This is a genomic window from Streptomyces sp. SID4985, from assembly GCF_009863025.1.
GTDB lineage: Bacteria > Actinomycetota > Actinomycetes > Streptomycetales > Streptomycetaceae > Streptomyces.
On the sequence record NZ_WWIR01000207.1, the window covers coordinates 1 to 20,771 of the forward strand.

Annotated in this window: 19 protein-coding genes and 1 pseudogene; 14 read left to right on the plus strand and 6 right to left on the minus strand. The window is 70.7% G+C overall.

From position 1 onward, the window contains the following. Window positions 1-93: 93 nt before the first annotated feature. On the minus strand, window positions 94-2,127 hold the full coding sequence (locus GTW40_RS08260) for a thioredoxin domain-containing protein (protein ID WP_161179501.1): 2,034 nt from the start codon (window positions 2,125-2,127) through the stop codon (window positions 94-96). Between the two features lie 61 nt (window positions 2,128-2,188). Here GTW40_RS08260 and GTW40_RS08265 point away from each other — a divergent pair. The 7 genes and pseudogenes from GTW40_RS08265 to GTW40_RS08295 form a co-directional block, all read left to right on the plus strand. Continuing rightward, window positions 2,189-2,663, plus strand: a pseudogene (locus GTW40_RS08265) (Uma2 family endonuclease); the annotation flags it as partial. A gap of 260 nt (window positions 2,664-2,923) precedes the next feature. Further along, on the plus strand, window positions 2,924-3,667 hold the full coding sequence (locus tag GTW40_RS08270) for an NUDIX domain-containing protein (protein ID WP_161179502.1): 744 nt from the start codon (window positions 2,924-2,926) through the stop codon (window positions 3,665-3,667). Then, window positions 3,668-4,831 (plus strand): 5'-methylthioadenosine/S-adenosylhomocysteine nucleosidase, encoded by a 1,164-nt coding sequence (locus tag GTW40_RS08275; RefSeq protein ID WP_161179503.1) that lies wholly within the window; start codon window positions 3,668-3,670, stop codon window positions 4,829-4,831. Continuing rightward, entirely contained in the window at window positions 4,828-6,810 is a 1,983-nt protein-coding gene (locus GTW40_RS08280) for a hypothetical protein (protein WP_202485574.1), read from the plus strand. Before GTW40_RS08275 ends, GTW40_RS08280 begins: the two co-directional genes overlap by 4 nt. Before the next feature lie 20 nt (window positions 6,811-6,830). Beyond that, on the plus strand, window positions 6,831-7,367 hold the full coding sequence (locus GTW40_RS08285) for a hypothetical protein (RefSeq protein ID WP_161179504.1): 537 nt from the start codon (window positions 6,831-6,833) through the stop codon (window positions 7,365-7,367). Between the two features lie 256 nt (window positions 7,368-7,623). Beyond that, the gene (locus GTW40_RS08290) at window positions 7,624-7,887 is read left to right on the plus strand and encodes a hypothetical protein (RefSeq protein WP_161179505.1); all 264 of its coding nucleotides are present in this window, start codon (window positions 7,624-7,626) and stop codon (window positions 7,885-7,887) included. Continuing rightward, window positions 7,884-8,291 carry a PIN domain-containing protein gene (locus GTW40_RS08295; RefSeq protein WP_161179506.1) on the plus strand — a complete coding sequence of 136 codons (408 nt, stop codon included), beginning with the start codon at window positions 7,884-7,886 and terminating at the stop codon, window positions 8,289-8,291. Before GTW40_RS08290 ends, GTW40_RS08295 begins: the two co-directional genes overlap by 4 nt. Before the next feature lie 276 nt (window positions 8,292-8,567). Here the strand turns inward: GTW40_RS08295 and GTW40_RS08300 are convergent, their stop codons facing one another. Further along, window positions 8,568-8,969, minus strand: a complete 402-nt coding sequence (locus GTW40_RS08300) for a DUF4357 domain-containing protein (RefSeq protein WP_161179507.1) — start codon at window positions 8,967-8,969, stop codon at window positions 8,568-8,570. Window positions 8,970-9,186: 217 nt separating this feature from the next. Between GTW40_RS08300 and GTW40_RS33520 the strand changes: the two genes are divergently transcribed. The 3 genes from GTW40_RS33520 to GTW40_RS08315 all read left to right on the plus strand — a co-directional run bounded on the left by GTW40_RS33520 (window position 9,187) and on the right by GTW40_RS08315 (window position 13,280). Next, complete coding sequence (locus GTW40_RS33520) at window positions 9,187-9,513, plus strand: dienelactone hydrolase family protein (protein ID WP_161179508.1); 327 nt, start codon at window positions 9,187-9,189, stop codon at window positions 9,511-9,513. Further along, complete coding sequence (locus GTW40_RS33525) at window positions 9,510-9,956, plus strand: dienelactone hydrolase family protein (RefSeq protein WP_272918989.1); 447 nt, start codon at window positions 9,510-9,512, stop codon at window positions 9,954-9,956. The genes GTW40_RS33520 and GTW40_RS33525 overlap by 4 nt, the downstream gene beginning before the upstream one ends. 114 nt (window positions 9,957-10,070) lie before the next feature. Then, window positions 10,071-13,280: a tetratricopeptide repeat protein gene (locus GTW40_RS08315; RefSeq protein ID WP_161179510.1), complete on the plus strand. Its 3,210-nt coding sequence runs from the start codon at window positions 10,071-10,073 to the stop codon at window positions 13,278-13,280. On the opposite strand, the gene GTW40_RS08320 is transcribed toward GTW40_RS08315, so the two are convergent. Beyond that, on the minus strand, window positions 13,277-13,531 hold the full coding sequence (locus GTW40_RS08320; protein WP_161179511.1) for a hypothetical protein: 255 nt from the start codon (window positions 13,529-13,531) through the stop codon (window positions 13,277-13,279). The two genes, GTW40_RS08315 and GTW40_RS08320, sit on opposite strands and share 4 nt — an antisense overlap. Continuing rightward, window positions 13,524-14,405: a mycothiol conjugate amidase Mca gene (gene mca / locus GTW40_RS08325; protein WP_161179512.1), complete on the minus strand. Its 882-nt coding sequence runs from the start codon at window positions 14,403-14,405 to the stop codon at window positions 13,524-13,526. Before mca ends, GTW40_RS08320 begins: the two co-directional genes overlap by 8 nt. A gap of 156 nt (window positions 14,406-14,561) precedes the next feature. On the opposite strand from mca, the gene GTW40_RS08330 reads away from it, so the two are divergent. After that, window positions 14,562-14,960: a DUF4307 domain-containing protein gene (locus tag GTW40_RS08330; RefSeq protein ID WP_161179513.1), complete on the plus strand. Its 399-nt coding sequence runs from the start codon at window positions 14,562-14,564 to the stop codon at window positions 14,958-14,960. 208 nt (window positions 14,961-15,168) lie between these two features. Then, entirely contained in the window at window positions 15,169-15,669 is a 501-nt protein-coding gene (greA, locus tag GTW40_RS08335; protein ID WP_161179514.1) for a transcription elongation factor GreA, read from the plus strand. 78 nt (window positions 15,670-15,747) lie between these two features. On the opposite strand, the gene GTW40_RS08340 is transcribed toward greA, so the two are convergent. Both GTW40_RS08340 and ilvA read right to left on the minus strand, forming a co-directional pair. Then, window positions 15,748-18,054: a peptidoglycan recognition protein gene (locus GTW40_RS08340; protein WP_161179515.1), complete on the minus strand. Its 2,307-nt coding sequence runs from the start codon at window positions 18,052-18,054 to the stop codon at window positions 15,748-15,750. 191 nt (window positions 18,055-18,245) lie between these two features. Then, window positions 18,246-19,475: a threonine ammonia-lyase gene (gene ilvA / locus GTW40_RS08345; protein ID WP_161179516.1), complete on the minus strand. Its 1,230-nt coding sequence runs from the start codon at window positions 19,473-19,475 to the stop codon at window positions 18,246-18,248. Window positions 19,476-19,637: 162 nt separating this feature from the next. On the opposite strand from ilvA, the gene GTW40_RS08350 reads away from it, so the two are divergent. Together GTW40_RS08350 and GTW40_RS08355 are read left to right on the plus strand one after the other, a co-directional pair. Continuing rightward, the gene (locus GTW40_RS08350) at window positions 19,638-20,132 is read left to right on the plus strand and encodes a MarR family transcriptional regulator (protein WP_161179517.1); all 495 of its coding nucleotides are present in this window, start codon (window positions 19,638-19,640) and stop codon (window positions 20,130-20,132) included. Window positions 20,133-20,261: 129 nt separating this feature from the next. Beyond that, on the plus strand, window positions 20,262-20,771 hold a 510-nt coding region (locus GTW40_RS08355), incomplete at its 3' end, for a sigma factor-like helix-turn-helix DNA-binding protein (RefSeq protein ID WP_161179518.1).

Consider the following 20,771-nt stretch of genomic DNA (forward strand, 5'->3'; position numbering starts at 1 on the left):
GTGGCTGATCGCGCCCACGCGGCGGAGCCGCAGATCGAACAGAGTCCCGCGCCCCTTTGGGTGACTCACCTTTCCCGGCGCGGCCAAGATCCGTCAGTTGGTGTTCAGGGTTGTCCTCAGGGTTTCCGGGTCCGTGGTCGGGGCGTCGCAGGTGAAGTGGCGGCAGACGTAGGCGGCGGGTTCGCCGGAGACCAGGGGGCGGTCGGACAGGAGGGGGAAGCCCTCGGTGTTCGTGTCGCCCGCGGCGACCACCGCGCCGGGGGCGGTGCCGAGGAGGGCCGCGCGGTGGAGGGCGGCGGTTTTCGCGTCGGCGAGCGAGGGGCCCACGACGGCGATCTCGCGGGGACCGTCGAGGAGGGCCTCGGCGGCGGCGAGGCCCCAGCCGATGAACCTCGGGACGCGGGGGCCGAGTGTCGTGACGATGCCCAACGCCCGTTCGGCGGCGGTGCGGTGGGCCTCGGAGCCGGTGTGGGCGGCGTAGCTCAGCAGGGCGGCGGCCGCGGCGGTCCAGCCGGAGGGGGTGGCGTTGTCGGTGGGGTCCTGCGGGCGGCGGATCAGCTGCTCGGCGTCGGAGGCGGTGTCGTAGAGCGCACCGGTCTCCGCGTCGGTGAAGCGGGCGAGCACCTGGTCGAGGAGCAGCCCGGCGAAGTCCAGCCAGACGCTCTCGCCGGTGACGGAGGCGAGCGCGAGGAAGCCCTCGGCCACGTCGGCGTAGTCCTCCAGGACCCCGGCGTTGGTACCGGCCCGGCCGTCCCGGCTGGTGCGGGTGAGGTGGCCGTGCTCGTCGAGGTGCACCCGGACCAGCAGGTCGGCGGCGGCCACCGCTGCCTCGATCAGGTCGGGGCGGCGGAAGTAGGCGCCGGTCTCGGCGAGCGCGGCGACGGCGAGGCCGTTCCAGGCGGCGACGACCTTGTCGTCCCGGCCGGGGGCGGGGCGCAGCGCACGCTCGGCGAGCAGCCGCTCACGGACGGAGGCGATCTGGTCCGCGTCGAACACGCCCTCCGTCTGAGGGAGTTGGAGGACGGACCGGCCGTGCTCGAAGGTGCCCTCCTCGGTCACGCCGTAGTAGCGGGCGGCGAGTTCACCGTCCTTTTCGCCGAGGACCGCGCACAGCTGCTCGGGCGTCCAGACGTAGTACGCCCCCTCGACGGAGCGGCCGGTGCCGTCGTCGCTGTCGGCGTCCAGCGCGGAGGCGAACCCGCCCTGCTCGGTGCGGAGTTCACGGACGAGGAAGTCGGCGGTCTCCAGCGCGACGCGGCGGGCGAGGGAGGAGCCGGTGGTGCGCCACAGGTGGGCGTAGACCCGGCAGAGCAGCGCGTTGTCGTAGAGCATCTTCTCGAAGTGCGGCACCACCCAGTCGCGGTCGACGGAGTAGCGGGCGAAGCCGCCGCCGAGCTGGTCGTAGATACCGCCGCGTGCCATGCGCTCACTGGTGTCCTGGGCCATCTGCAGGGCGCCCTCGGAGCCGGTGCGGGCGTGGTGGCGCAGCAGGAACTCCAGCACCATGGACGGCGGGAACTTGGGCGCCCCGCCGAATCCGCCGCGCTGCGGGTCGTACTCCCGGGTGAGCCCGAGCAGCGCCTGCGTCTGCTCGGCGTCCCCCGGCGGCTCGGTCCCCTGCTGGGCGATCTCCCGCTGCGCGAGATCCCGCACGATCTTCCCGGCGACCTCCCCGACCTCGTCCCGACGGTCCCCCCAGGCCTGCCGCACGCCCTCCAGCACCTGCCGGAACGACGGCATCCCACTGCGGGGCCTGGGCGGGAAGTACGTACCGAAGTAGAACGGCTCCGCATCCGGCGTCAGAAACACGGTCATCGGCCACCCGCCCTGCCCGGTCGCCGCCTGCACCGCCTCCATGTACACGGCGTCGATGTCGGGCCGCTCCTCACGGTCGACCTTCACGCTCACGAAGTTCTCGTTGAGAAAGTCGGCGGTCTCCTGGTCCTCGAAGGACTCGTGCGCCATCACATGACACCAGTGACACGCGGAATACCCGACGGAGAGCAGAATGGGCACATCCCGCCGCCTCGCCTCCTCGAACGCCTCCGGCGACCAGGGGTACCAGTCGACCGGGTTGTCAGCGTGCTGAAGCAGATACGGCGAGGTCACGTCGGCTAGCCGGTTCATGCGATCCAGCCTCTCACAGCGCCCGTACCCCACCGACGGGGCCCGCGCGGGCCCGGTCCCGCTTGAGATCGTGGACGGGATGGTGGTCGTGAGCCCGAGTGCGTCCAAGCGGCACAACCGGCCGGCCCGAATCCTGGCCAATGCTCTGGACGCCGCTGCGGGCCCGGACTGGAACGCCGACACCGACTTCGATGTCCGCCTGCAGGACGTTCCGCTCAACAACCGCCGCCCGGACGTCATCGTCTGCCGCGCGGACACCATGGACCTCACTCCCACCCGCCCCGAGCACGTACCCCTGGTCGCCGAGGTCGTGTCGCCCGGCTCCGAGACCACCGACCGGATCGTGAAGGTGGACCAGTACGCCAAGGCCGGCATCCCCCTACTGGCGGATCGAACAGGCCGCGACCGGCGTACCCATCACCTACGCCTACGTCCTCGACCCGGCCACCAGCACCTGCCGGGACGGCGAGATGTTCACCGGCGCGATCAAGGCCGCCGTCCCCGTTCCTGTCGCTGTCGACCTGGGAGTCATCTGACGGCCGACGTGCGCGCAGGCAGCCTGGCAGTTCATTTCAGTTTCCACCGCCGGGCAGGCACATATGGACGGCTCGCCTCGCGTCGACGAGCCATCGCGCGTGCGGCCGGCGCTCGCCGAGAAGGCTGAACAAGTCGCTCACGGCGAGTGCCGCATACGCCACTGCTTGTCGCACCACGCGCGCCGGGACAACGGAGCCCAGCGCGACAACAAGTCCCTCCTTCTTGTGTGAGTGACAATAACTGAAGTACGGTGCAGCGCATGCGAGATGACGCGTGGTCACCACCTCCTGTACTGCTGACTGTCGATCTCGTGATCCTGACGCTGCGGGAGGGCCACCTGCACATCCTCCTGGTGGAGCGGGGTGAAGACCCCTTCCGAGGTATGCGCGCCCTGCCCGGAGGATTCCTGAACCACGACGGCGAGGAGATTCTGGATGCCGCCCACCGCGAACTGAGCGAGGAAACGGCCCTGGCATCCAGTTGGGTACACCTTGAACAGCTAGCCGTGTACGGGGACTCGGGTCGCGACCCCCGGGGCCGAGTCGTCTCCGTGGCGCACCTGGCGATCGCACCGGAGCTGCCCGACCCGGTCGCGGGAACGGATGCCACCGGTGCCGCGTGGGTTCCCGCTGCCGCCGTGCTGTCCGGCGATGAGGAACTCGCCTTCGACCACCGTCGAATCGCGGCGGACGGGATCAAACATGCGCGCACCAAGCTTGAGTTCTCGTCCCTGGCCACTGCGTTCTGCGGCAAGGAATTCACCATCGCAGAGCTGCAACAGGTGTACGAGGCCGTATGGGGGACCGAACTCGACACTCGCAACTTCTACCGGAAGGTCCAAGCCGCGAAGGGATTCATCGTCCCCGTCGGCACGGACCGCAGAAGCACGGGCGGACGGCCCGCCCGGCTGTACCGGGCCGGCCCGAAAACCGTGCTGTTCCCACCGCTGATCCGACCCACGCAGTCCGCTACCGAAGAGCACACGCAAGAGGAAGAGGGATAGATGTCCACAGGTCCGGTGGTAATTCTCACCGCCCTCAATCTCGAGTATCAGGCCGTGCGCCAGAGGCTGGCGAGTGCGCAGGTGCACCGCCATGAGCGAGGTACACGGTTCGAAGTGGGCACCGTGCGGGGTACGTCGCGCCGTGTCGCACTCGGCCTGACGAGCAAGGGGAACCAGTCCGCAGCAGTGATCGCCGAACGCGCGATTCAGGAGTTCTCGCCGGTGGCCGTGCTGTTCGTCGGGGTCGCCGGCGCCTTATGGGACGCCACCAGGCTGGGTGACGTGGTGGTGGCGTCCCACGTATACGCCTACCACGGGGGCACCAGCGAGGACGACGGGCTGAAAGCCCGCCCACGGGTGTGGGAAGCACCGCATGGCATCAGCCAGCTCGCCTCCCATCTGGCCCGCCTGAACGACTGGGCGGATTCCGCTTCCTGTGACGAGGACGCGCCACAGGTGCGCTTCGGGGCGATCGCCGCCGGTGAGATCGTCCAGAACTCAAGGATCTCGGCCGAGGCGAAGTGGATCCGGCAGCACTACAACGACGCACTCGCCATCGAGATGGAGGCGGCCGGTGTGGCACAGGCCGGCCATCTCAGTGGAGCGCCGGTGGCCATCATCCGTGGAATCAGCGACCGGGCGGACGGTACGAAGAACAGCACCGACGACCGCAGCCTTCAGCCCCAGGCCGCAGCGAACGCGGCGGCGTTCGCCATCCGGCTGGCGGTGGAGCTGGCGACGGAACAAGAGGAGACCGCTGTGCCCCGAGACTCCAGGGCCACTTCAGCCGGCCAGCCAGGCCGACACGTCAGCAACACCGCCCACAACAGCACCGTCGGCATCATGGCCGGCTCGGTCTCTGGCAGCAGCGTTCACATGAACCCGGCTTCGCAGAAGTCCGGCCCGATTGATCTGATCGAGAAACTCAACAGTTTCCGGGAGAATTTGGGGCGACACCACACCGAAGGCGCCGTCGACGAGGACACGTACCGGGAGGCCCTGGCCGACCTGGACTCCGCCATCCGGTCTGCCGAGAAAAGCACCCCTGATTCGCCGAAGCGGGCGGTCATGATGCTCAGGAGACTGCGTGGCCTGGTCTCGGAGTGCCCGGCGCTTACGGCCGAGCTGGCCCCTTTGATCGCCGCAGCCGGTGACTGGGCATGAGCGACGGCGACGGCGCCACGTACAACTCGGCCACGAACGACGCGAACGTCGGCATCCAGGCCGAGACCGTCCACAACTCCAACGTCTACTTCGTCCACCCCGACGCTTCGCCGCAGGAGAAGTTCAGGGTGGGCGTGCGGCTCCTGGAGGACGGGATCCCGAGCCGCGCCCACGAAATGATCACCGATGCGATCGCTCACGGCTACCAAACCGCGGAGGTTCGCTTCCACGAGGTGCTCGCCCTGCTCAGCGCACGCACCTACTACGACCTCAGCGCTGAAGAGATCCAGCGGCTGCACCGCGTCTCCGGGCGAGTACGGAATTATCCCGAGGACGAGTGGAAGGAAGCCCTGCGCGTCACTTTCGACCTGCTGGCGGCACTCAGCACCGCGAGCGGGGAGGCCGGACCTGTACTGAAGCAGTTGCAGGAGCTGCCGTCCCGCCAGCACAACGCGATCCTTCGCCACCTCGACCTCATGCTCACCGGCGGCCTGAAGGACGAGCTCTGGGCGGAGACCCTCGAGCGGGCCGGGGCAGAGCGCTTCGGCAACGACCGGACGCAGCGGGTCTGGGCCTACTTCGAGGCCGACCCCATCGGGGCGAGGGCGACACTGCCCCGCCCGAGCACACCTGCCGCTGCCGCTGCCCGAGCAGCGCTTCCGATTCGGGTGGTCCTGTTCGTGGTCAGCAGTGTGGCCCTCGGCGTCCTGGCGTGGATCGCGAATCCGACCGAGGCGATCGTCGAGTCACTGGTGGCACTCGGCGCGGGTCGCACCGCGGCCCGATGCGGCGTTCAGTGGTGGGGCCGGGAGTCCCGTCCGGACATATCAGGTGGGGCCGACGTCCCACAGCCGCAGAGTCCCGTCCCCGCCAAGGACGGCTTCACCAAAAGGGTCCACAGCAAGTTCGACCACTACTTCAGCGTCCGCACGCCCTACGGGTTCACCCCGGACGCCTGGCTCGCCCACACCACCGAGGTCCGCCGCGGCCTCGCCACCGAGATCGCGGACCTCTACCGGGAGAGCAGGATCCGTGTGGAGCAGGTCACCTGGCTGATCCGTCACCTCGCCGAGGAAGCCCGGAATCGCCACAACAACGGCACCCTGTTCGATCAGTACCGCCAGGTCAGGACCCCGGCCAGGACGAAGGTTCTCGCCGTGGTGGCCCTCGCCGTTCTCGGTGCCGCGGTTCTCTCAGGCTTCGGCACGGCGGTCGCGGGCGCTGCCCAACCGAGACCGCTGTGGGCGGTCCTGGCCTTGCTCGGTGCGGCCTGGTCCGGGCACGCAGCCACTCACCTGTGGCTGGAGGTCCGGCGTGAAAAACACCGAGTGGCCCAGGAGACTCGGAAGTACCAGGAAGAGCTGGCCGCACGAAAGAACGCTCACCAGCGCTGGAAGGATCTCCTGGACGTTACCCGCCCCAGCGAGCTGGAAATGGAGACCTGGCTCGCCTGCGACAAGACCTCATTCGTCGATGAGGCACTGCGGCACCACCGGCTCACCTGGCGGGATCTGATCACGCACACCATCCTGGTGGCCCCGGCACCCTCCTACAAGCGAGGCCGGGTGCGAGGCGGCCCATGGCGGTACTCGCACTACGTCATCCGCCTGTTTCTGTTCACCCGGGACGGCATCCGCGAGATCAGCTCCGAGCTCAAGTTCTCCGACGCGACGCGCAGGAACGAGCAGCGGAGCAATTACCGGTTCGACGCACTGTCCTCGGTGCAGGTGACGGAGAACGTCGATGTCGGCTATGACCTGGAACTCGTCCTCACCAACGGACCAGCCCGGAAGATCCGCGTCAAGGACGCCGACGCCCATCAACTGGCGCCGAACGAGAGCGCTCAGGAGATTTCAGAGATCAGTCTTGGTGCCGCCGGCTTCACCCATACCTTCCGCCTCCTGGAGGGGATCGCGGCAGACGGAAAGGGCTGGATCGAGCGGCGCGACAACCTGACGCCCTTCCAGGTCGCCGGCTGATCCTCAAGTCACGTGCAGGAATGGCTGTGACCTTCATGGATGATCTCACCGAGAGCAAAGTCCTGCTGGCTGAGTACGACCGTCTCAAGGAGGAGCAGAAGACCCGCATAGGGTTCCGCGACAACCTGCTCTACTTCACACTCGCCGCGGTCACCGCGGTTGTGGCGCTCACCGTCCAGAGCGGACAGGCCCGGCTCCTGCTCTCCGCACCCGCGATCTGCCTGATCCTGGGCTGGACCTACCTGGTCAACGACGAGAAGATCTCGGCGATCGGCTGCTACGTCCGCGACCGACTGGGGCCGCGCCTTGGGGAGATCACCTCCGCCCCCGGCGCGGTGTTCGGCTGGGAGGTCTACCACCGCAACGTTGCGGGTCGCACCATGCGCAAGCGGCTTCAGACTGCGGTGGACCTGTTCACGTACCTGATCCTGCCTATGGTCTGCACGACCACGTTCTGGTGCTCCTCCACCGTTCAGCCCCTGCTCGTGCTCACTTCACTTGTACAGACGCTCGCCCTGGCCGTGCTGGGCTGGCAGTTCCTCCGCCGTGCGGAGTAGTAGCGCTTGCCGCGCCGCTGGGCGTCCTCGCCTGATCGTCACACCGAGGGCGGCGCCCTTCGGCGGCCGTGGAGTCGATGTGCACATCGGAGAGGTCGCCCTGAGAGTCCGGACCAAGGATCCGAGTCGCCTACGGAGGCCGCTTCCGCCGGATCAAGCAGTGCCCGACCTCGATCTTTCGCGGCAAGGCCGCCGGGAATGAACGCCACGCCGCAAGCCTCGGCGATGTAATAGATACTGTCTTACACTCGGGAGTATGAAGCCGACCCGATCTGGCACCACCGAAAACATCTCCGTTTCGATGCCTGCCGAGCTGGTCAGCGAGCTCCGCTCAAGGACGGGGCGCCGAGGCTTGTCCAGCTACATCACCGAAGCCGTCAGGCACCAGCTCGCCATGGACGGGCTCGGCGAGATCGTCGCGGCCCACGAAGAGGAGCATGGCGCGCTGACGGAGCAGGAGATCGAAGCCGCTCGTCGTGAGCTGTTCGGAGAAGAGAGCGCCGAGCGGGGCGCCGCGTGAAGGAGCAGCCGGCCCGCTCGTTGGTGCTCGACTCCGAGGCGCTCTCCCTGCTCCTGCGCAACGACCGCAGGATGGCGGCTCGCATCGAGGCATCCCGGCAGGCTGGGGTGCCCGTCCTCGTGTCGGTTCTGACCATTGTCGAAGCGGCACAGGGCAAGACCGATGTGGCGCGCTTGAGGTGGGTGCTCTCCCGGCTGCGGGTGGAACCGGTCAGCCAGGAGGACTCCCTGACCGCAGTGACATTGCTTCGGGACGCAGGCGGGCTGCACGGACACAAGTACGCCATCGACGCTCTCGTCGCCGCGCTCGCGCTCCGAGCCCCGGCTCCTGTCATCGTCCTGACCTCCGACCACGATGACTGGTCGAAGCTCTGCGGGAACCGCGTGATCGTCAGAGAGGTGTGAGTACCGCCGAACACTCGACCGACAGCAGCACGGACACATCCAGTCGACCGGATTGTCAGCGTGCTGAAGCCGATAAGGCGAGGTCACACCAGCCAGCCGGTTCATACGCCCCAGCCCCTCACGATGCCCGGTCCCACCGCCTCCCTCGAACCTGCCAGGAGTGTCCAACGGGACGGCGAGATGTTCACCGGCATGGTAAGGGACACCGCACCCCGAGGGAATGAGCGCACCCGCCAAGCGGGGCGGCGACCCCTTCGGTGGGGCCGCCGGGGTCGGCTACTGGGCGTCCAGCTTCTGGCGCAGTTGGTCCAGCGTGGAGCCGTCGGAGGTGTGCCAGAGGGTCCAGCCGTTGATCACGTTGCCGGTGACGGCTTCCGCGGCCTTCGACGGGGACGGGAAGGGGGAGGGGTGTCCGTCGACGATGAGCTGACCGTCGGCGGTGACGACGGCGCGGCCCGACCTGTTGGCGCGGCGCTGGTGAAAGGTGAGGACCGCGTCCGGCTTGAGCAGACCGGCTCGCATCAGCCCGGCGAGAGGCCCGTACGGGACGACGGAAGCGGCCTGCGCGGGGGCGTCTCCGCCGCCGAGGGCCAGCGTGACGTGAATGGTGTCGTCGCCGCTCGCGCTCACGAGCCGGGCGAGGACGGCGGGGTCGAAGTGGATGCTCAACGTGGCCACGCGGACTCCTTGATCAGATGGCCCCAGACGTTTTCCCTGGGCTGCGCTTCGATCGTAAGCAGCACGAGCAGCTCACGTCAACTCTCCCATTCAGCAATTCAGGAGAATGTGTCTCGAGGCCGGCGCACACCTGCACCAGGCCCCCGAACACCTGGCGGCATCTGAGCGAGAAGCCCTAGGGTCGTGATCTGCGGAGCCGAGACTTGGGGGAGACGGTTTGAGCACGAACATGCACGACGACCAGCCCGGCCACTGGCACACGACCACCCGTGGGCCCGACTTGTACATGGCGTCCCCGGCCGGGAGACCCGCGCACGGCGCGGTGGTCGTCGGGCACGAACTCTTCGGGGTGACCCCGCGGGTGCGGCGGATGTGCGGGCGGTTCGCGGCAGCGGGCTGGACGGCGATCGCGCCGGACTACTACGGGCGTTCGGGCGCCCGCCGGGTGGGTCTCGGCCACGACGAGTCCGGCCGGACTCGCGGCTTCGGGCTCATGGGCGGCCTGACCCGGGAGGGCGTCGGGGAGGACACCCGGCGGCCCTGACCCTCGCGGCAACACTCCCCGCGGGCGCGCCGCGGGCGTACGTCGGCTTCTCGCTCGGCGGGCACCTCGGCGTCCTCGCCGCGACCCGCGTCCCCTTCGACCTCGTCGTCAGCGTGTACGGCGGCTGGACGACCGACGGCGGCATCCCCCTGGCCACCCCCGAGCCGCCCCTGAGCGAAACCGGCGCCGCCGCGATCGCCCGCCACGGCAACCGTGTACTCGCCCTCGTCGGCGACCGCGACCACCTGATCGACGCCGACGAACGCGGCCGCATCGACCGGCGCCTGAAGGCGGCCGGAGTACCCCACGAACTGCGCGTCTACGAGGACGCCCCGCACGGCTTCCTCTGCGAGGACCGGCCAAATACGTACGACGCGGGGGCGTCGGAGGATGCGTTCGGGCGGATTGTGGGGGCATTGGAGGGGCTGCGGAGCGGGGGGTGAGTGGTCGAGGGGGGCCGAGCACTCCTCGCTGACCCGCCCTCCGCCCCCTCGCGCCAACGCCCCCGCCGAAGGACACTCATAGGCAAAGCAGTTGTCGCCGGAGGGGGACGGGACGTGCGGGACGGGCATCGGGTGGAGGCGGAGCGGCTGGTGGTGCGGGCCGTGGAGGAGGAAGTGCGGCGGTCGGGGGGACGGGCCGACGCGCAGGTGCTGTTGGCGAGGGCGCGGGACGGGCTGGACGGGATGGCGGTCGCGGCGGAGGAGGAGTACGCGGCGTACACGCGGGCGCTGGACGCATCGGAGGGCGGGGTCAGTTTCAGGCAGCGGTATGCGGAGGAGGGGGCCGGAACTCCCCTGGTGGTGGCGTCGGTTGCCGCCGTCGCGGCCGCCGTCGCCGATCTGTCCCTCGGTACCGGCGCGGGTACGGCGCTCGGCACGGGTGTCGTCGTGGGCGTGGCCGGGGCCGCCACGACCGTCGTGAAGGTGGCCGGCGCGCATCTGCCCGCCGCGCATCACCGCAAGGGCGCGGCCGGACAGCCGGGCGGGCCCGAGCAGTTGCGGCTGCAGTGGCTGACGGCGCTGGAGGTGCGCGGCATCCGGCCTTTCCTGGACCAGCAGCGGATGCTGAGTGCGGCGCAGGGCGCGCAGAAGCAGAAGAAGGGCGCCCCCTCGCTGCGCGGCGCGGACAAGAGCGCGGCGGCCAGACGGCGTACGGTCCTTGAGCAGTCGTTCGGACAACTCCCGGAAGCGACAAGTGTTTTCGCGGGGCGGCGGCAGGAGCTGGCGCGGATCGCGCAGTGGGCGCAGGCGGCCCGCGCGGCCACGGAGACCCGGCCGACGGTGGTCGTGCTGCACGGGGAGCCCGGTTCGGGCCGCAGCGCGCTCGCGGTGCGTGCGGCGCACGAGTTGCGCGACCACTTCCGGGGCGCGGTCGTGGTGGACCTGCGCGGCGACGGCCGCGAGGCGCCCCCGCTGTCCACCCGCGACGCCCTGCTGCATCTGCTCAACCGACTCGGCGCGCCCCGCGAGCAGTTGCTGTTCCGCGAGCACGCCTCGACCGAGCAACAGGTCAGGCGGCTGGCCGAGTTGTACCACCGGCAGCTGACCGGCCTGCCCGTCACGATCGTCCTGGACGACGCCTCGGACCCGGAACAGGTGGCCGCCCTGCTGCCGGAGCGGTCCGACAGTCTCGTCCTGGTCACCTCCCGCGCCCCACTCCCCCTGTCAGATGAACTCCCCGCCCGGGTCCACCAGTTGCCGGTCACCGCCCTGGACTCGGCCGCCTCCGAGGAACTGCTGAGCGCCTCCGCGCAGGACATGCCGGGGCCCTACGACGCCGAATCCGTCGAGCAGATCGGGCAGTTGTGCGGCGGACTCCCCCTGGCGCTGCGCTGCGCGGGCTCCGCCCTCGGCCCCCGCACCCCGCATCAACTCGCCGCGGACCTGGGGGCGTACGGCCCGGTCGGGCCGGTGGAGCGGGCGCTGTGGCTGCGCTACGCCGACCAGTCCGAGGACGCCCGCAAGCTGCTGCGCCGTCTCGCGCTGGCCGGGCGGGCCTCGCTCGGCGCGGCGGCGGCCGCCGCGCTGCTCGCCACCGACGAGGAGGAGGCCGGGCGGCAGCTCGCCGCGCTCACCCGCGCGGGCCTGATCGACCATGTGCGCGGCAGCCGTTACCGGCTGCACGACCTGGTGCGTGCCTTCGCACAGGCCCGGCTGCTCGACGAGGAGGACCCGGCGGAGCGTACGGCGGCGCAGGAGCGGCTGATCGTGAACTACGCGGAGCTGGCCGACTCGGTGCTGCGTCTGGTCGACGGCAACATGTCGACCCGCTCGGACCGCTTCGGCTCGCACGGCTTCACCTCCCTGGAGGAGGCGCTGCGCTGGCTGGACGACGAGACCAGCTTCATCACGGCCACGCTGCGCCGCGCGGAGGGCGTCGACCAGGGCGCCGTACTGAACCTGCTCGGCGCCCTGTGCGACTACTGCCTGCTGCGCGGCGACCTCTACCGCCTCGGCGAGATCAACGAGCTGGCGCAGGCCGTCGACGAGGGTCTCCTCGTCCGCTCGGTGCAGTGGCGCACCGGCATCGCGGCCCGTCAGCTCGGCGAGCTGGACAAGGCGCGCACCACCCTGGCCTCGGTCGTGGACCTGTACCGGGAGGCCCACCACGACGCGGGCGCCGCCCGTGCCCTGTGCTCGCTCGGCATCACCCTGCACCACCAGGGCAACCTGACCGAGGCGGCGGCCCGCCTCCAGGAGGCACTCGACCTCCAGGCGGCCCCGCAGCTGGCGACGGACCGCGCCTGGACGATGCACGCGCTCGGCGCCGTCCAGCGCGACCGCGCCCGCGTGCCCGAGGCCCTGGACCTGCTGGAGCGCTCCCTGGTGCTGCACCGCGCGGGCGGCTCCCTGCACGGCGAGGCCTGGGCCCACTACCAGCTCGGCCAGCTCGCCCTGCGCCTCGGCGACGTACCGCGCGCGGAGACCGAGCTGCGGGCCGCCCTGGAGCGCTACGGCCGTACCCGTGACGCGCGCGGCGAGGCGTGGGCGCTGACGCAGCTGGGCCGGGTCCGGCTGTTCGACGGCGACGCCTCGGCCGCCGTCGAGGCGCTGCGCCGTGCCGCCGCCCGGCATGTGGAGAACGAGGACGCGCGCGGCGAGGCATGGACCCTCTTCCACCTCGGCCAGGCCCTGGAGGAGACCGGCGACCTGGACCGGGCGGTACGGGAGCTGGAGCGCTCGCGCACGATGTTCTCCCGGATGCGGGACGTGTACGGCCTCGCCTGCGCCCGGCACCACTCGGCCCGGGTCACCCGGGACCAGCGGGCCGCGCAGACCGGCTCGCTGCGCAACTCCGGCTTCGCCCGTCAGCTGCTGATGGACGCCCGCGCCGACTTCCAGCGCATTGGTCTCGCCCACGGCGAGGCGTGGACCTGCCTTGAGCTGGCGGTGGTGGACGCGGGCAACGGCCGTACGGGCCAAGCGCTGACGCTGTGCGACGAGGCGCTGACCTTGTTCACGTCGTACGGCGACCGGCGCGGCGAGGACTGGGCGCGCTTCCTGCGCTGCACGCTGCTGCCGTACGCGGCACCGGGCGGCGTGGAGGTGGGTACGGCGGTGGCGCAGGAGGAGCTGGCACGGCTGATCGGCGCCGCGCACCCACTGCGCGACGGCAAGCTGGCCGAGTGCGCCCCGGCGTACGCCCTGCTGCTGGAGCGCGGGGTCACCCTGGAGACGGGCTGGCAGGCATGGCCGCTGCGCATGACCCCGGACCGCCACGCCCGGGAGGTGATGGGGGTGACGGTGCCGGGAAAGAAGCGCTAAGCGGCGCTGCCGCCCTCGACGCCGCCCTTGACGCCGCCCTTGCCGGATTCCTCCGGCTCGGGGGCCTCCTTGAAGTCGACCCTCCGCATGTGCTTGCTCATCGACTTCATCAGGCCCCACACGGCCAGGGCCATCACCGCGAACACGATGAAACCGAGGACACCGGGGGTGACCTTGTTCTCGTCGACCTCCTTGGCGAGGGGGACGAGCTGCGCCACTGCCAGGCTCACGCTTGCACTCATGTCAGGCATTGTCGCGGATGCCCGCGAAGAGGTCGTCCTCGGGGAGGGAGGTGTCCACGAGCGACTTCGCCAGCTCGTACTCCTCCGTCGGCCAGACCTCCTTCTGGAGCTCCATCGGGACCTTGAACCAGCCGCCGTCGGGGTCGATCTGCGTGGCGTGGGCGATCAGCGCCTTGTCGCGCACCTCGAAGAAGTCCGCGCACGGAACATGCGTGGTCAGCGTGCGCTCGACCCGCTCGAACTCCTTCCAGCGCTTGAGCCAGTCCCCGTACGGCGACTCCAGGCCGCGGTCCAGCATCGCCTGGTGCAGGGCCTCGGTGCGGGGGCGGTTGAAGCCCTGGTTGTAGTAGAGCTTCAGCGGCTGCCAGGCCGGCCCGAACTCGGACTCGGGGTACTTCTCGGTGTCCGCCGCGCCCTCGAAGGCCACCATCGTGATCTTGTGGGTCATGATGTGGTCGGGGTGCGGGTAGCCGCCGTTCTCGTCGTAGGTGGTGATCACCTGCGGGCGGAAGGCACGGATCTTGCGCACCAGCTCGCCGGCCGCCTTGTCGACGTCCTCCAGGGCGAAGCAGCCCTCCGGCAGCGGGGGCAGCGGGTCGCCCTCGGGCAGGCCGGAGTCGACGAAGCCGAGCCACTCCTGGCCGACGCCGAGGATCTCGCGGGCCTCGTCCATCTCCTTCTTGCGGACCTCGTGGATGTGCTCCTCGATGTAGGCGTCACCCTGGAGCTTGGGGTTGAGGATGGAGCCGCGCTCTCCACCGGTGCAGGTCACCACCAGCACGTCCACCCCCTCGGACACGTACTTCGCCATGGTGGCCGCGCCCTTGCTCGACTCGTCGTCGGGGTGCGCGTGGACGGCCATCAGTCGCAGCTGGTCAGTCAAGACTCGTTCCTTGTTAAGTCGGCGCCCCGCGTCATGGGGGCTGTCAACAGGTGCCGTCCCGGCGGGACGTCGTCCAGGGGCGGCGGTCGGCGGGCATGCGGGCGGCTTCTATAGTGACCGAATCGGGGGGCGAATAATTCCGCGGAGAGGACGATCATGGGTACGGCGAGCGCGGGGCTCCCCCAGGGCCGCTACGGCCGTTCCTCGGACGAGCGCACCGACCGCACGCTCAAGGTCGTCGGCGCGGTGCTCGGCGCGCTGGTGATCGCGCTCGTGGGCTACTTCGCGTACCACTACGTCGCACGGAACGAGATCAGCGCCCAGGTGATCACCTTCCAGGCCGAGGGCGACACGGTCAAGGTGCATCTCGAGGTCCACAAGGACTCCGGCGTCGACGGCTACTGCACCCTGCGCTCCCAGGCCGCGGACGGCGCCGAGGTGGGCCGGGCGGACTTCCCCTTCACGGGCGCGGCCACGCGCGTGGACAAGGTCGTCACGCTGCGTACGACGGCGAGGGGCACGACGGCCGAGCTGCTGGGCTGCCACACCCGCTGATCCGGCCCCCGCCGCCCCCTCTGCTCCCCCGTCCACTCCCTTCACCCGGAATGAGTACGGGCTGAGCTGGGACGACGCGATTCTGATGGCTTATGTCCTCCCCCTTTCGCCCCTGAATTGTTAGGCTCGTGGTTTCGCCCATCCAACAGGGAACATTCTTCTGGGTAGGGCGATGCTTTGTATTCCCAGTACCGACGAGGAGCACCCTGTGACCCAGACCAGCGAGAACGTCACCTGGCTGACCCAGGAGGCGTACAACAAGCTCAGGAGCGAGCTTGAGTACCTTACTGGTCCTGCGCGCACGGAGATCGCGGCCAAGATCGCGGCGGCGCGTGAGGAGGGCGACCTGCGCGAGAACGGCGGGTACCACGCGGCCAAGGAGGAACAGGGCAAGCAGGAGCTGCGCGTGCGCCAGCTGACCCAGCTCCTGGAGAACGCCCAGGTGGGCGAGGCCCCCGTCTCCGCCGACGGCACCGTCGCGCCGGGCATGGTCGTCACGATCGCCTTCGACGGCGACGAGGACGACACGCTGGAGTTCCTGCTCGCCTCGCGCGAGTACGCCAGCTCGGACATCGAGACCTACTCCCCGCAGTCCCCGCTGGGCTCCGCCGTGACCGGACACAAGGTCGGCGAGAACGCGCAGTACGAGCTGCCGAACGGCAAGAAGGCCTCGGTGAAGATCCTCAAGGCCGTGCCGTACTCGAACTGACTCCGGCCACAGACATGACGGAGCCCCCGGTGCCATCAGGCACCGGGGGCTCCGTCATGTCCCGGAGGCGGGAGCGGTCTACTTGAGGTAGACGATCCCGTCCGTGGTGACGGTGGGACGTCCGGCCGTACCCTTCACGACGATCTTGAGGGTGTGCTTCGCGGCGGCGGGCCAGGTCTTGGTCCAGAGGGCGTTGCGGTAGGCCGTGGCCGTGGACCTGAGGTCGGCGGTGGTGACCCACTTGCCGTCCACGTAGATGTCCGCCTGGCCGGAGGCCGTGGCCCGGGAGACCACCCAGGCGACGGAGCGGCCGGTGAACGTCCAGGTCAGAGAGGCGTTCTTGGCGCCGGCGGCCAGGGAGCGGCCGCCGAGGTAGCTGGTGGAGGACTTGGTGGTCCAGGTGCCGGTCCGCGTGGCCGAGGTCTCCTGGAGGATCACCGGGGTGCCCGCGACCGAGGCGGCGGCGGAGTTGCCGACCGCGTCGTACGCCCGCAGCGCCCAGGTCGTCGCGGCACCGGACCTGGCGGTGTGCGCCGCGCTGGTCACCGTCGGACCGTAGGTCTTCGCCAGTGGGGCGGTGAGCCGGGTCTCCTTCAGGGAGACGCTGTCGGCGGCCTTCCAGCCGAGGGTCAGCGGGACGGCGGTGGTGGTGACCGTGCCGGTCCGCAGGGCCAGGTTCGGCTTGGTGGTGAAGACGGGCGCGGTGGTGTCGACGACCACGGTCCGCGCGGTGCTGGTGGCCATGCGGCCGGACTGGTGGACCGCCCTGATCTGCACCTGGTGGCTGCCCGAGGCGAGGGTCAGCTTGGCCGAGGTCGCGGTACCCGCCGCCGTGGCGGCCTTCTTGCCGTCGACGAGGACCTCGTACGACGAGACGAGCGCCGCCGGGGTCGTCGCGGACCAGGTCACCGTGACCGGGCCGTTGGTGTACGGCGTCGTGCCGATCACGCCCGTGCCGGTGACCGTGCGCAGCTGCAGGCCGGTGACGGGGCCGGCGGCCAGGGTGCGGACGGTGCCGAGGGCGGCGTAGAACGCGTCACCGGGGCACAGGGTGTTGTAGCCGTCGCGGTGGCCGTGGATCGCGGGGAGGGTCATCTCCTCGCCCGGTCCCCAGGTCCTGCCCGCGAGGTTCTGGCCGGGAAGGGCGGTGGTGAGGGTGACGGTCGCGTCCGGCTGGACACCGTACTGGCCCAGCTTCCACGCGGCGAGACGGGCGACCGAGGTCAGCGCGGCCATCGGGGGCGGGGCGTCGACATAGGTGCCGAGGACGGCGATGCCGGTGGTCTGCGAGTTGAAGCCGTACGCGTGCGCGCCGACGACCGGGAGGTCGACACCGCCCTTGCGGCCCTCGTAGATCGTCCCGCACTTGTCGACGACGAAGTTGTAGCCGAGGTCCTTCCAGCCCAGGCCCGTCACGTCGTACGCGTAGATCGCGTTGATGATCGAGGGCGCCTCGGCGCAGGTGTAGTCGTTGGTCGAGGCGGTGTGGTGGACGACGACCGCCTTGATCTTCCCGTCGATGTAGGCGGGCGCCTCCGGGCTGATCGATTCGTCCGCGTTCCAGCCCGAGCGGGGGACGATCACCGGCCGGGGGACCGTGGAGGACGGGGCGGTGGGCACGGGCGCCGAGGGAGAGGGCGGCTCGGTCGCCGTCTCGCTGGGAGCGGCGCTCTCGGTGGCCGGGGGCGGGTCGGCGGGCGACTGCGACGGTTCCTCCGGCGCGGACTCGGAGTCCGTGGGCGAGGGCTCGGCGGTGCTCGCCTCGGGCGGCGCGGGTTCCGTGGTGGGGTCGGTCGGCTCGTCGGACGCCGGTGGGGGCGGGTCGGAGATGACGGGGTCGGCCGTGTCGTCGGGGCCGTCCGCGACATAGGCGGCGGGCTCGGCATCACCGCCGCCCGCGCCCGTGCCCGTCCCGTGGCCACCGGTCGAGATCATGTCGAGGCGAAGCCCGGCGGGCAGCTTCGAGACGCCTCTGTCCTCGACCCGCACCTCGGCGGCGTCGGAGAGCCCGACCCACGCGGGCTCGGTACCGCCCCGCGCGGCGCTCTGCGGTCCGGCACCGCTGTCAGCGTCGACGGGCATCCAGGACGACCACGTCCCGGACCGCACGGACCGGGACCGCACCTCCACCTTGCCGACCAGCCTGGCGGAAGGTTTCTGCCAGCTGACCCCGAGCATGCTGAACGGCTCGGCGCCCCGCTGGACGAGCCTCGCGGCCCTCCCGTCCCCGCTCAGCTTCAGCCCGGCCGACCGCACATGACCGCGTACGGGCCCGGCGTCGCTCTTCGCGTCGTCCCCGGAGTTCCCGCCCACCCCCTGTACGACCAACGTCCCGCACACAGCCGCCGCGACGACCGCGCCCGTCCCCCACCAACGACGTCTCATACCGCTTCGGATGCCTTCCCTCGATCATCGACACAGGAGCCCACATGATCCCCCCACCCCTCACGAGGGAATGGTGAAAGAAATGTAAAGGCGAATATCGATGTATCTGACACACGTATGCCGTCGAGGGTTGTACGGGGCTTCCCGGTACGACCGTTCGTTCGTGGGGTGAATCCGGTGTCCGTACCGCGTCAGTCGAGGATCACGTACCCCGACTCCCGCAGGACGTGGGCGACTTCGGCGCAGTGCTCCGGCCCCTTCGTCTCCAGGTGCAGCTCCACCTCCGCCTCGCTGAGGCCGAGCCGGGGGTCGGTGCGGATGTGGCTCACGTCGAGCACGTTGGCGTCGGCCTCGGACAGGACCGCGAGCAGGGTGGCGAGGGCGCCGGGGCGGTCGGTGAGGCGGAGCCGGACCGCGAGGTAGCGGCCCTGCGCGGCCATGCCGTGCCGCAGCACCCGCTGCAGCAGCACCGGGTCGACGTTGCCGCCGGAGAGCACCGCGACGACCGGCCCCGGGAAGCCGCCGGGGTCGCCGAGCAGGGCGGCGACCGGGCTGGCCCCGGCCGGTTCCACGACCAGCTTGGCCCGCTCCAGGCACAGCAGCAGGGCGGCGGAGAGCTGGTCCTCGCCGACCGTGCGCACCTCGTCGACCAGGTCGCGCACGATCTCGAACGGCACCTCGCCGGGCGTGCCCACCTTGATGCCGTCGGCCATGGTGGCCGGGTGCGGCACGGTCACCGGGCGCCCGGCGGTCAGCGAGGGCGGATAGGCCGCCGCGCCCTCCGCCTGCACGCCGATGATCCGTACGTCGGGACGCACCGACTTCACCGCGACCGCGATCCCGGCCGCGAGTCCCCCGCCGCCCATGCCGACCACGATCGTGCCCACCTCGGGGCACTGCTCAAGGATCTCCAGTCCGACCGTGCCCTGCCCGGCGATGATGTCCGGGTGGTCGAAGGGGTGGATGAACACCGCGCCGGTCTCGGCCGCGTACTCCTGCGCGGCGGCCAGCGTCTCGTCCACGACCTGGCCGTGCAGGCGCACCTCGGCGCCGTACTCCCGGGTGGCGCTGATCTTGGGCAGCGGGGCGCCCTTCGGCATGAAGACCGTGGAGTGCACGCCGAGCAGCGAGGAGGCCAGCGCGACGCCCTGGGCGTGGTTGCCCGCGCTCGCGGCGACCACTCCGGCGGCACGTTCCTCGGGGAGGAGCCCGGCGATGCGGACGTAGGCGCCGCGCAGTTTGAACGAGCCGGTGCGCTGGAGGTTCTCGCACTTGAGGTGGACCGGGGCGCCGATCTGGCGGGACAGATGACGGCTGCCCTCCATGGCGGTCACGCGGGCCACGCCCGAGAGCATTTTCTGGGCTCCGCGCACGTCGTCGAGGGTGACGGAGCGCAAGGAGCCGGCCGTGCCGTAGCTCATGCCTCCAGTCTCGCAGTTCACACCCGCATACGGTGGCACCGCACGGCCCGAAAACCGGTTTCCCCAGGGCCCGTACGGGCCGGGGCCGGGCCGCGTACCCTGTCCCCCAACCCAGCCAGCCCTTCATGAAGCGAGCCTCCGGCCATGCCCACAACACCTGATATGTCGATGGACATGACGACCGTCGGTGACACCGGCCTCCTCGACACGCTCCAGCACGAGGTGGCGGTCTTCGCCCGGCGCGCCGAACAGACCCGGCTCGGTGGGGTCGGCCAGGTCCGCAACTCCATGGACCGTGCCGCGTATCTGCTGCTCAACCGCCTCGACAACGAGGGGCCCATGGGGGTCAAGGCGCTCGCCGCGAGCATGGGCATCGACTCCTCCACGGTGACCCGGCAGGTGGCCCCGCTGGTGGAGTCGGGGCTCGTCAAGCGGACCTCGCACCCCGAGGACGGGCGCGCGGTGGTACTCCAGCTGTCCCCGCGCGGCACCAACCGGCTCGCCGAGGTACGCACGTCGCGGCGGCAGTTGATGGCCGAGCTGACCCGGGACTGGACGGCGGTGGAGCGCGAGGAGTTCTGCGCGCTGCTCACGCGCTTCAACACCGCGCTCTCCGCCCGCATGACGCCTCCGACGCAGCCGCCCGCCGTCTCCTGAGCGCGGGAGCCCCGATCCGTGGCCGTCGCGGCTCTTGACCCCCGGGCCGTACCGGGCATCGGATGAGAGCGGGCCCATGACGGCGGGCCGGACCGGGCTTCGTACCGGAGCGGTCAGGGGGGAGGCGCGGTGCGTGGTCGGCAGCCGGCGCGGAACGCCCGCCGGGACGGCGAGTTCACGGCGTTCGCCACGGTCACCGGGGTACGGCTGCTGCGCGTGGCGACCCTGCTCACCGCCGAGCCGCCGGACGCGAACCCCCGCGCGCGGCGCCTGCTGACGCTGGCCCTCGCCCACGCTTACGCCCACTGGGACCGGCCGCCCGGCGCGGACCCGTACGAGCGGACGCGCGCGCATCTCGCGGTGCGCTTCGCGCGCGGGAACTGGTACCGCCGCCCGCCCCTCGTGCGCCCGGCGGGTCCGCTGGCCGCCCTCACCCCGCAGGAGCGGCTGGTGCTGGTACTGCGGCGGTACGAGGAGGTCGGCGAGGAGCAGACAGCGGCGCTGCTGGGGCTGCCCGCCGAGCGGGTGTACAGGATCTGTGAGCGCGCGACGGTCCGCGTGCTGCGTCCGCCGCCCCCGGCTCCGGGGCGCGCGGTGGTGCGCCGGGCGCCGTCCTGGGCGCGGGGCGCGGGGCGGCCC

Excerpts from the sequence above, each read along its gene's own strand:
- GTW40_RS08275 (WP_161179503.1), top strand. The coding sequence starts at position 3,668 with ATGTCCACAGGTCCGGTGGTAATTCTCACCGCCCTCAATCTCGAGTAT.
- GTW40_RS08330 (WP_161179513.1), top strand. The coding sequence starts at position 14,562 with ATGGGTACGGCGAGCGCGGGGCTCCCCCAGGGCCGCTACGGCCGTTCC.
- GTW40_RS08290 (WP_161179505.1), top strand. The coding sequence starts at position 7,624 with ATGAAGCCGACCCGATCTGGCACCACCGAAAACATCTCCGTTTCGATG.
- GTW40_RS08285 (WP_161179504.1), top strand. The coding sequence starts at position 6,831 with ATGGCTGTGACCTTCATGGATGATCTCACCGAGAGCAAAGTCCTGCTG.
- GTW40_RS08270 (WP_161179502.1), top strand. The coding sequence starts at position 2,924 with ATGCGAGATGACGCGTGGTCACCACCTCCTGTACTGCTGACTGTCGAT.
- GTW40_RS08350 (WP_161179517.1), top strand. The coding sequence starts at position 19,638 with ATGTCGATGGACATGACGACCGTCGGTGACACCGGCCTCCTCGACACG.
- GTW40_RS08280 (WP_202485574.1), top strand. The coding sequence starts at position 4,828 with ATGAGCGACGGCGACGGCGCCACGTACAACTCGGCCACGAACGACGCG.
- GTW40_RS08260 (WP_161179501.1), bottom strand. The coding sequence starts at position 2,127 with ATGAACCGGCTAGCCGACGTGACCTCGCCGTATCTGCTTCAGCACGCT.
- GTW40_RS08340 (WP_161179515.1), bottom strand. The coding sequence starts at position 18,054 with ATGAGACGTCGTTGGTGGGGGACGGGCGCGGTCGTCGCGGCGGCTGTG.
- ilvA (WP_161179516.1), bottom strand. The coding sequence starts at position 19,475 with ATGAGCTACGGCACGGCCGGCTCCTTGCGCTCCGTCACCCTCGACGAC.
- GTW40_RS08320 (WP_161179511.1), bottom strand. The coding sequence starts at position 13,531 with ATGCCTGACATGAGTGCAAGCGTGAGCCTGGCAGTGGCGCAGCTCGTC.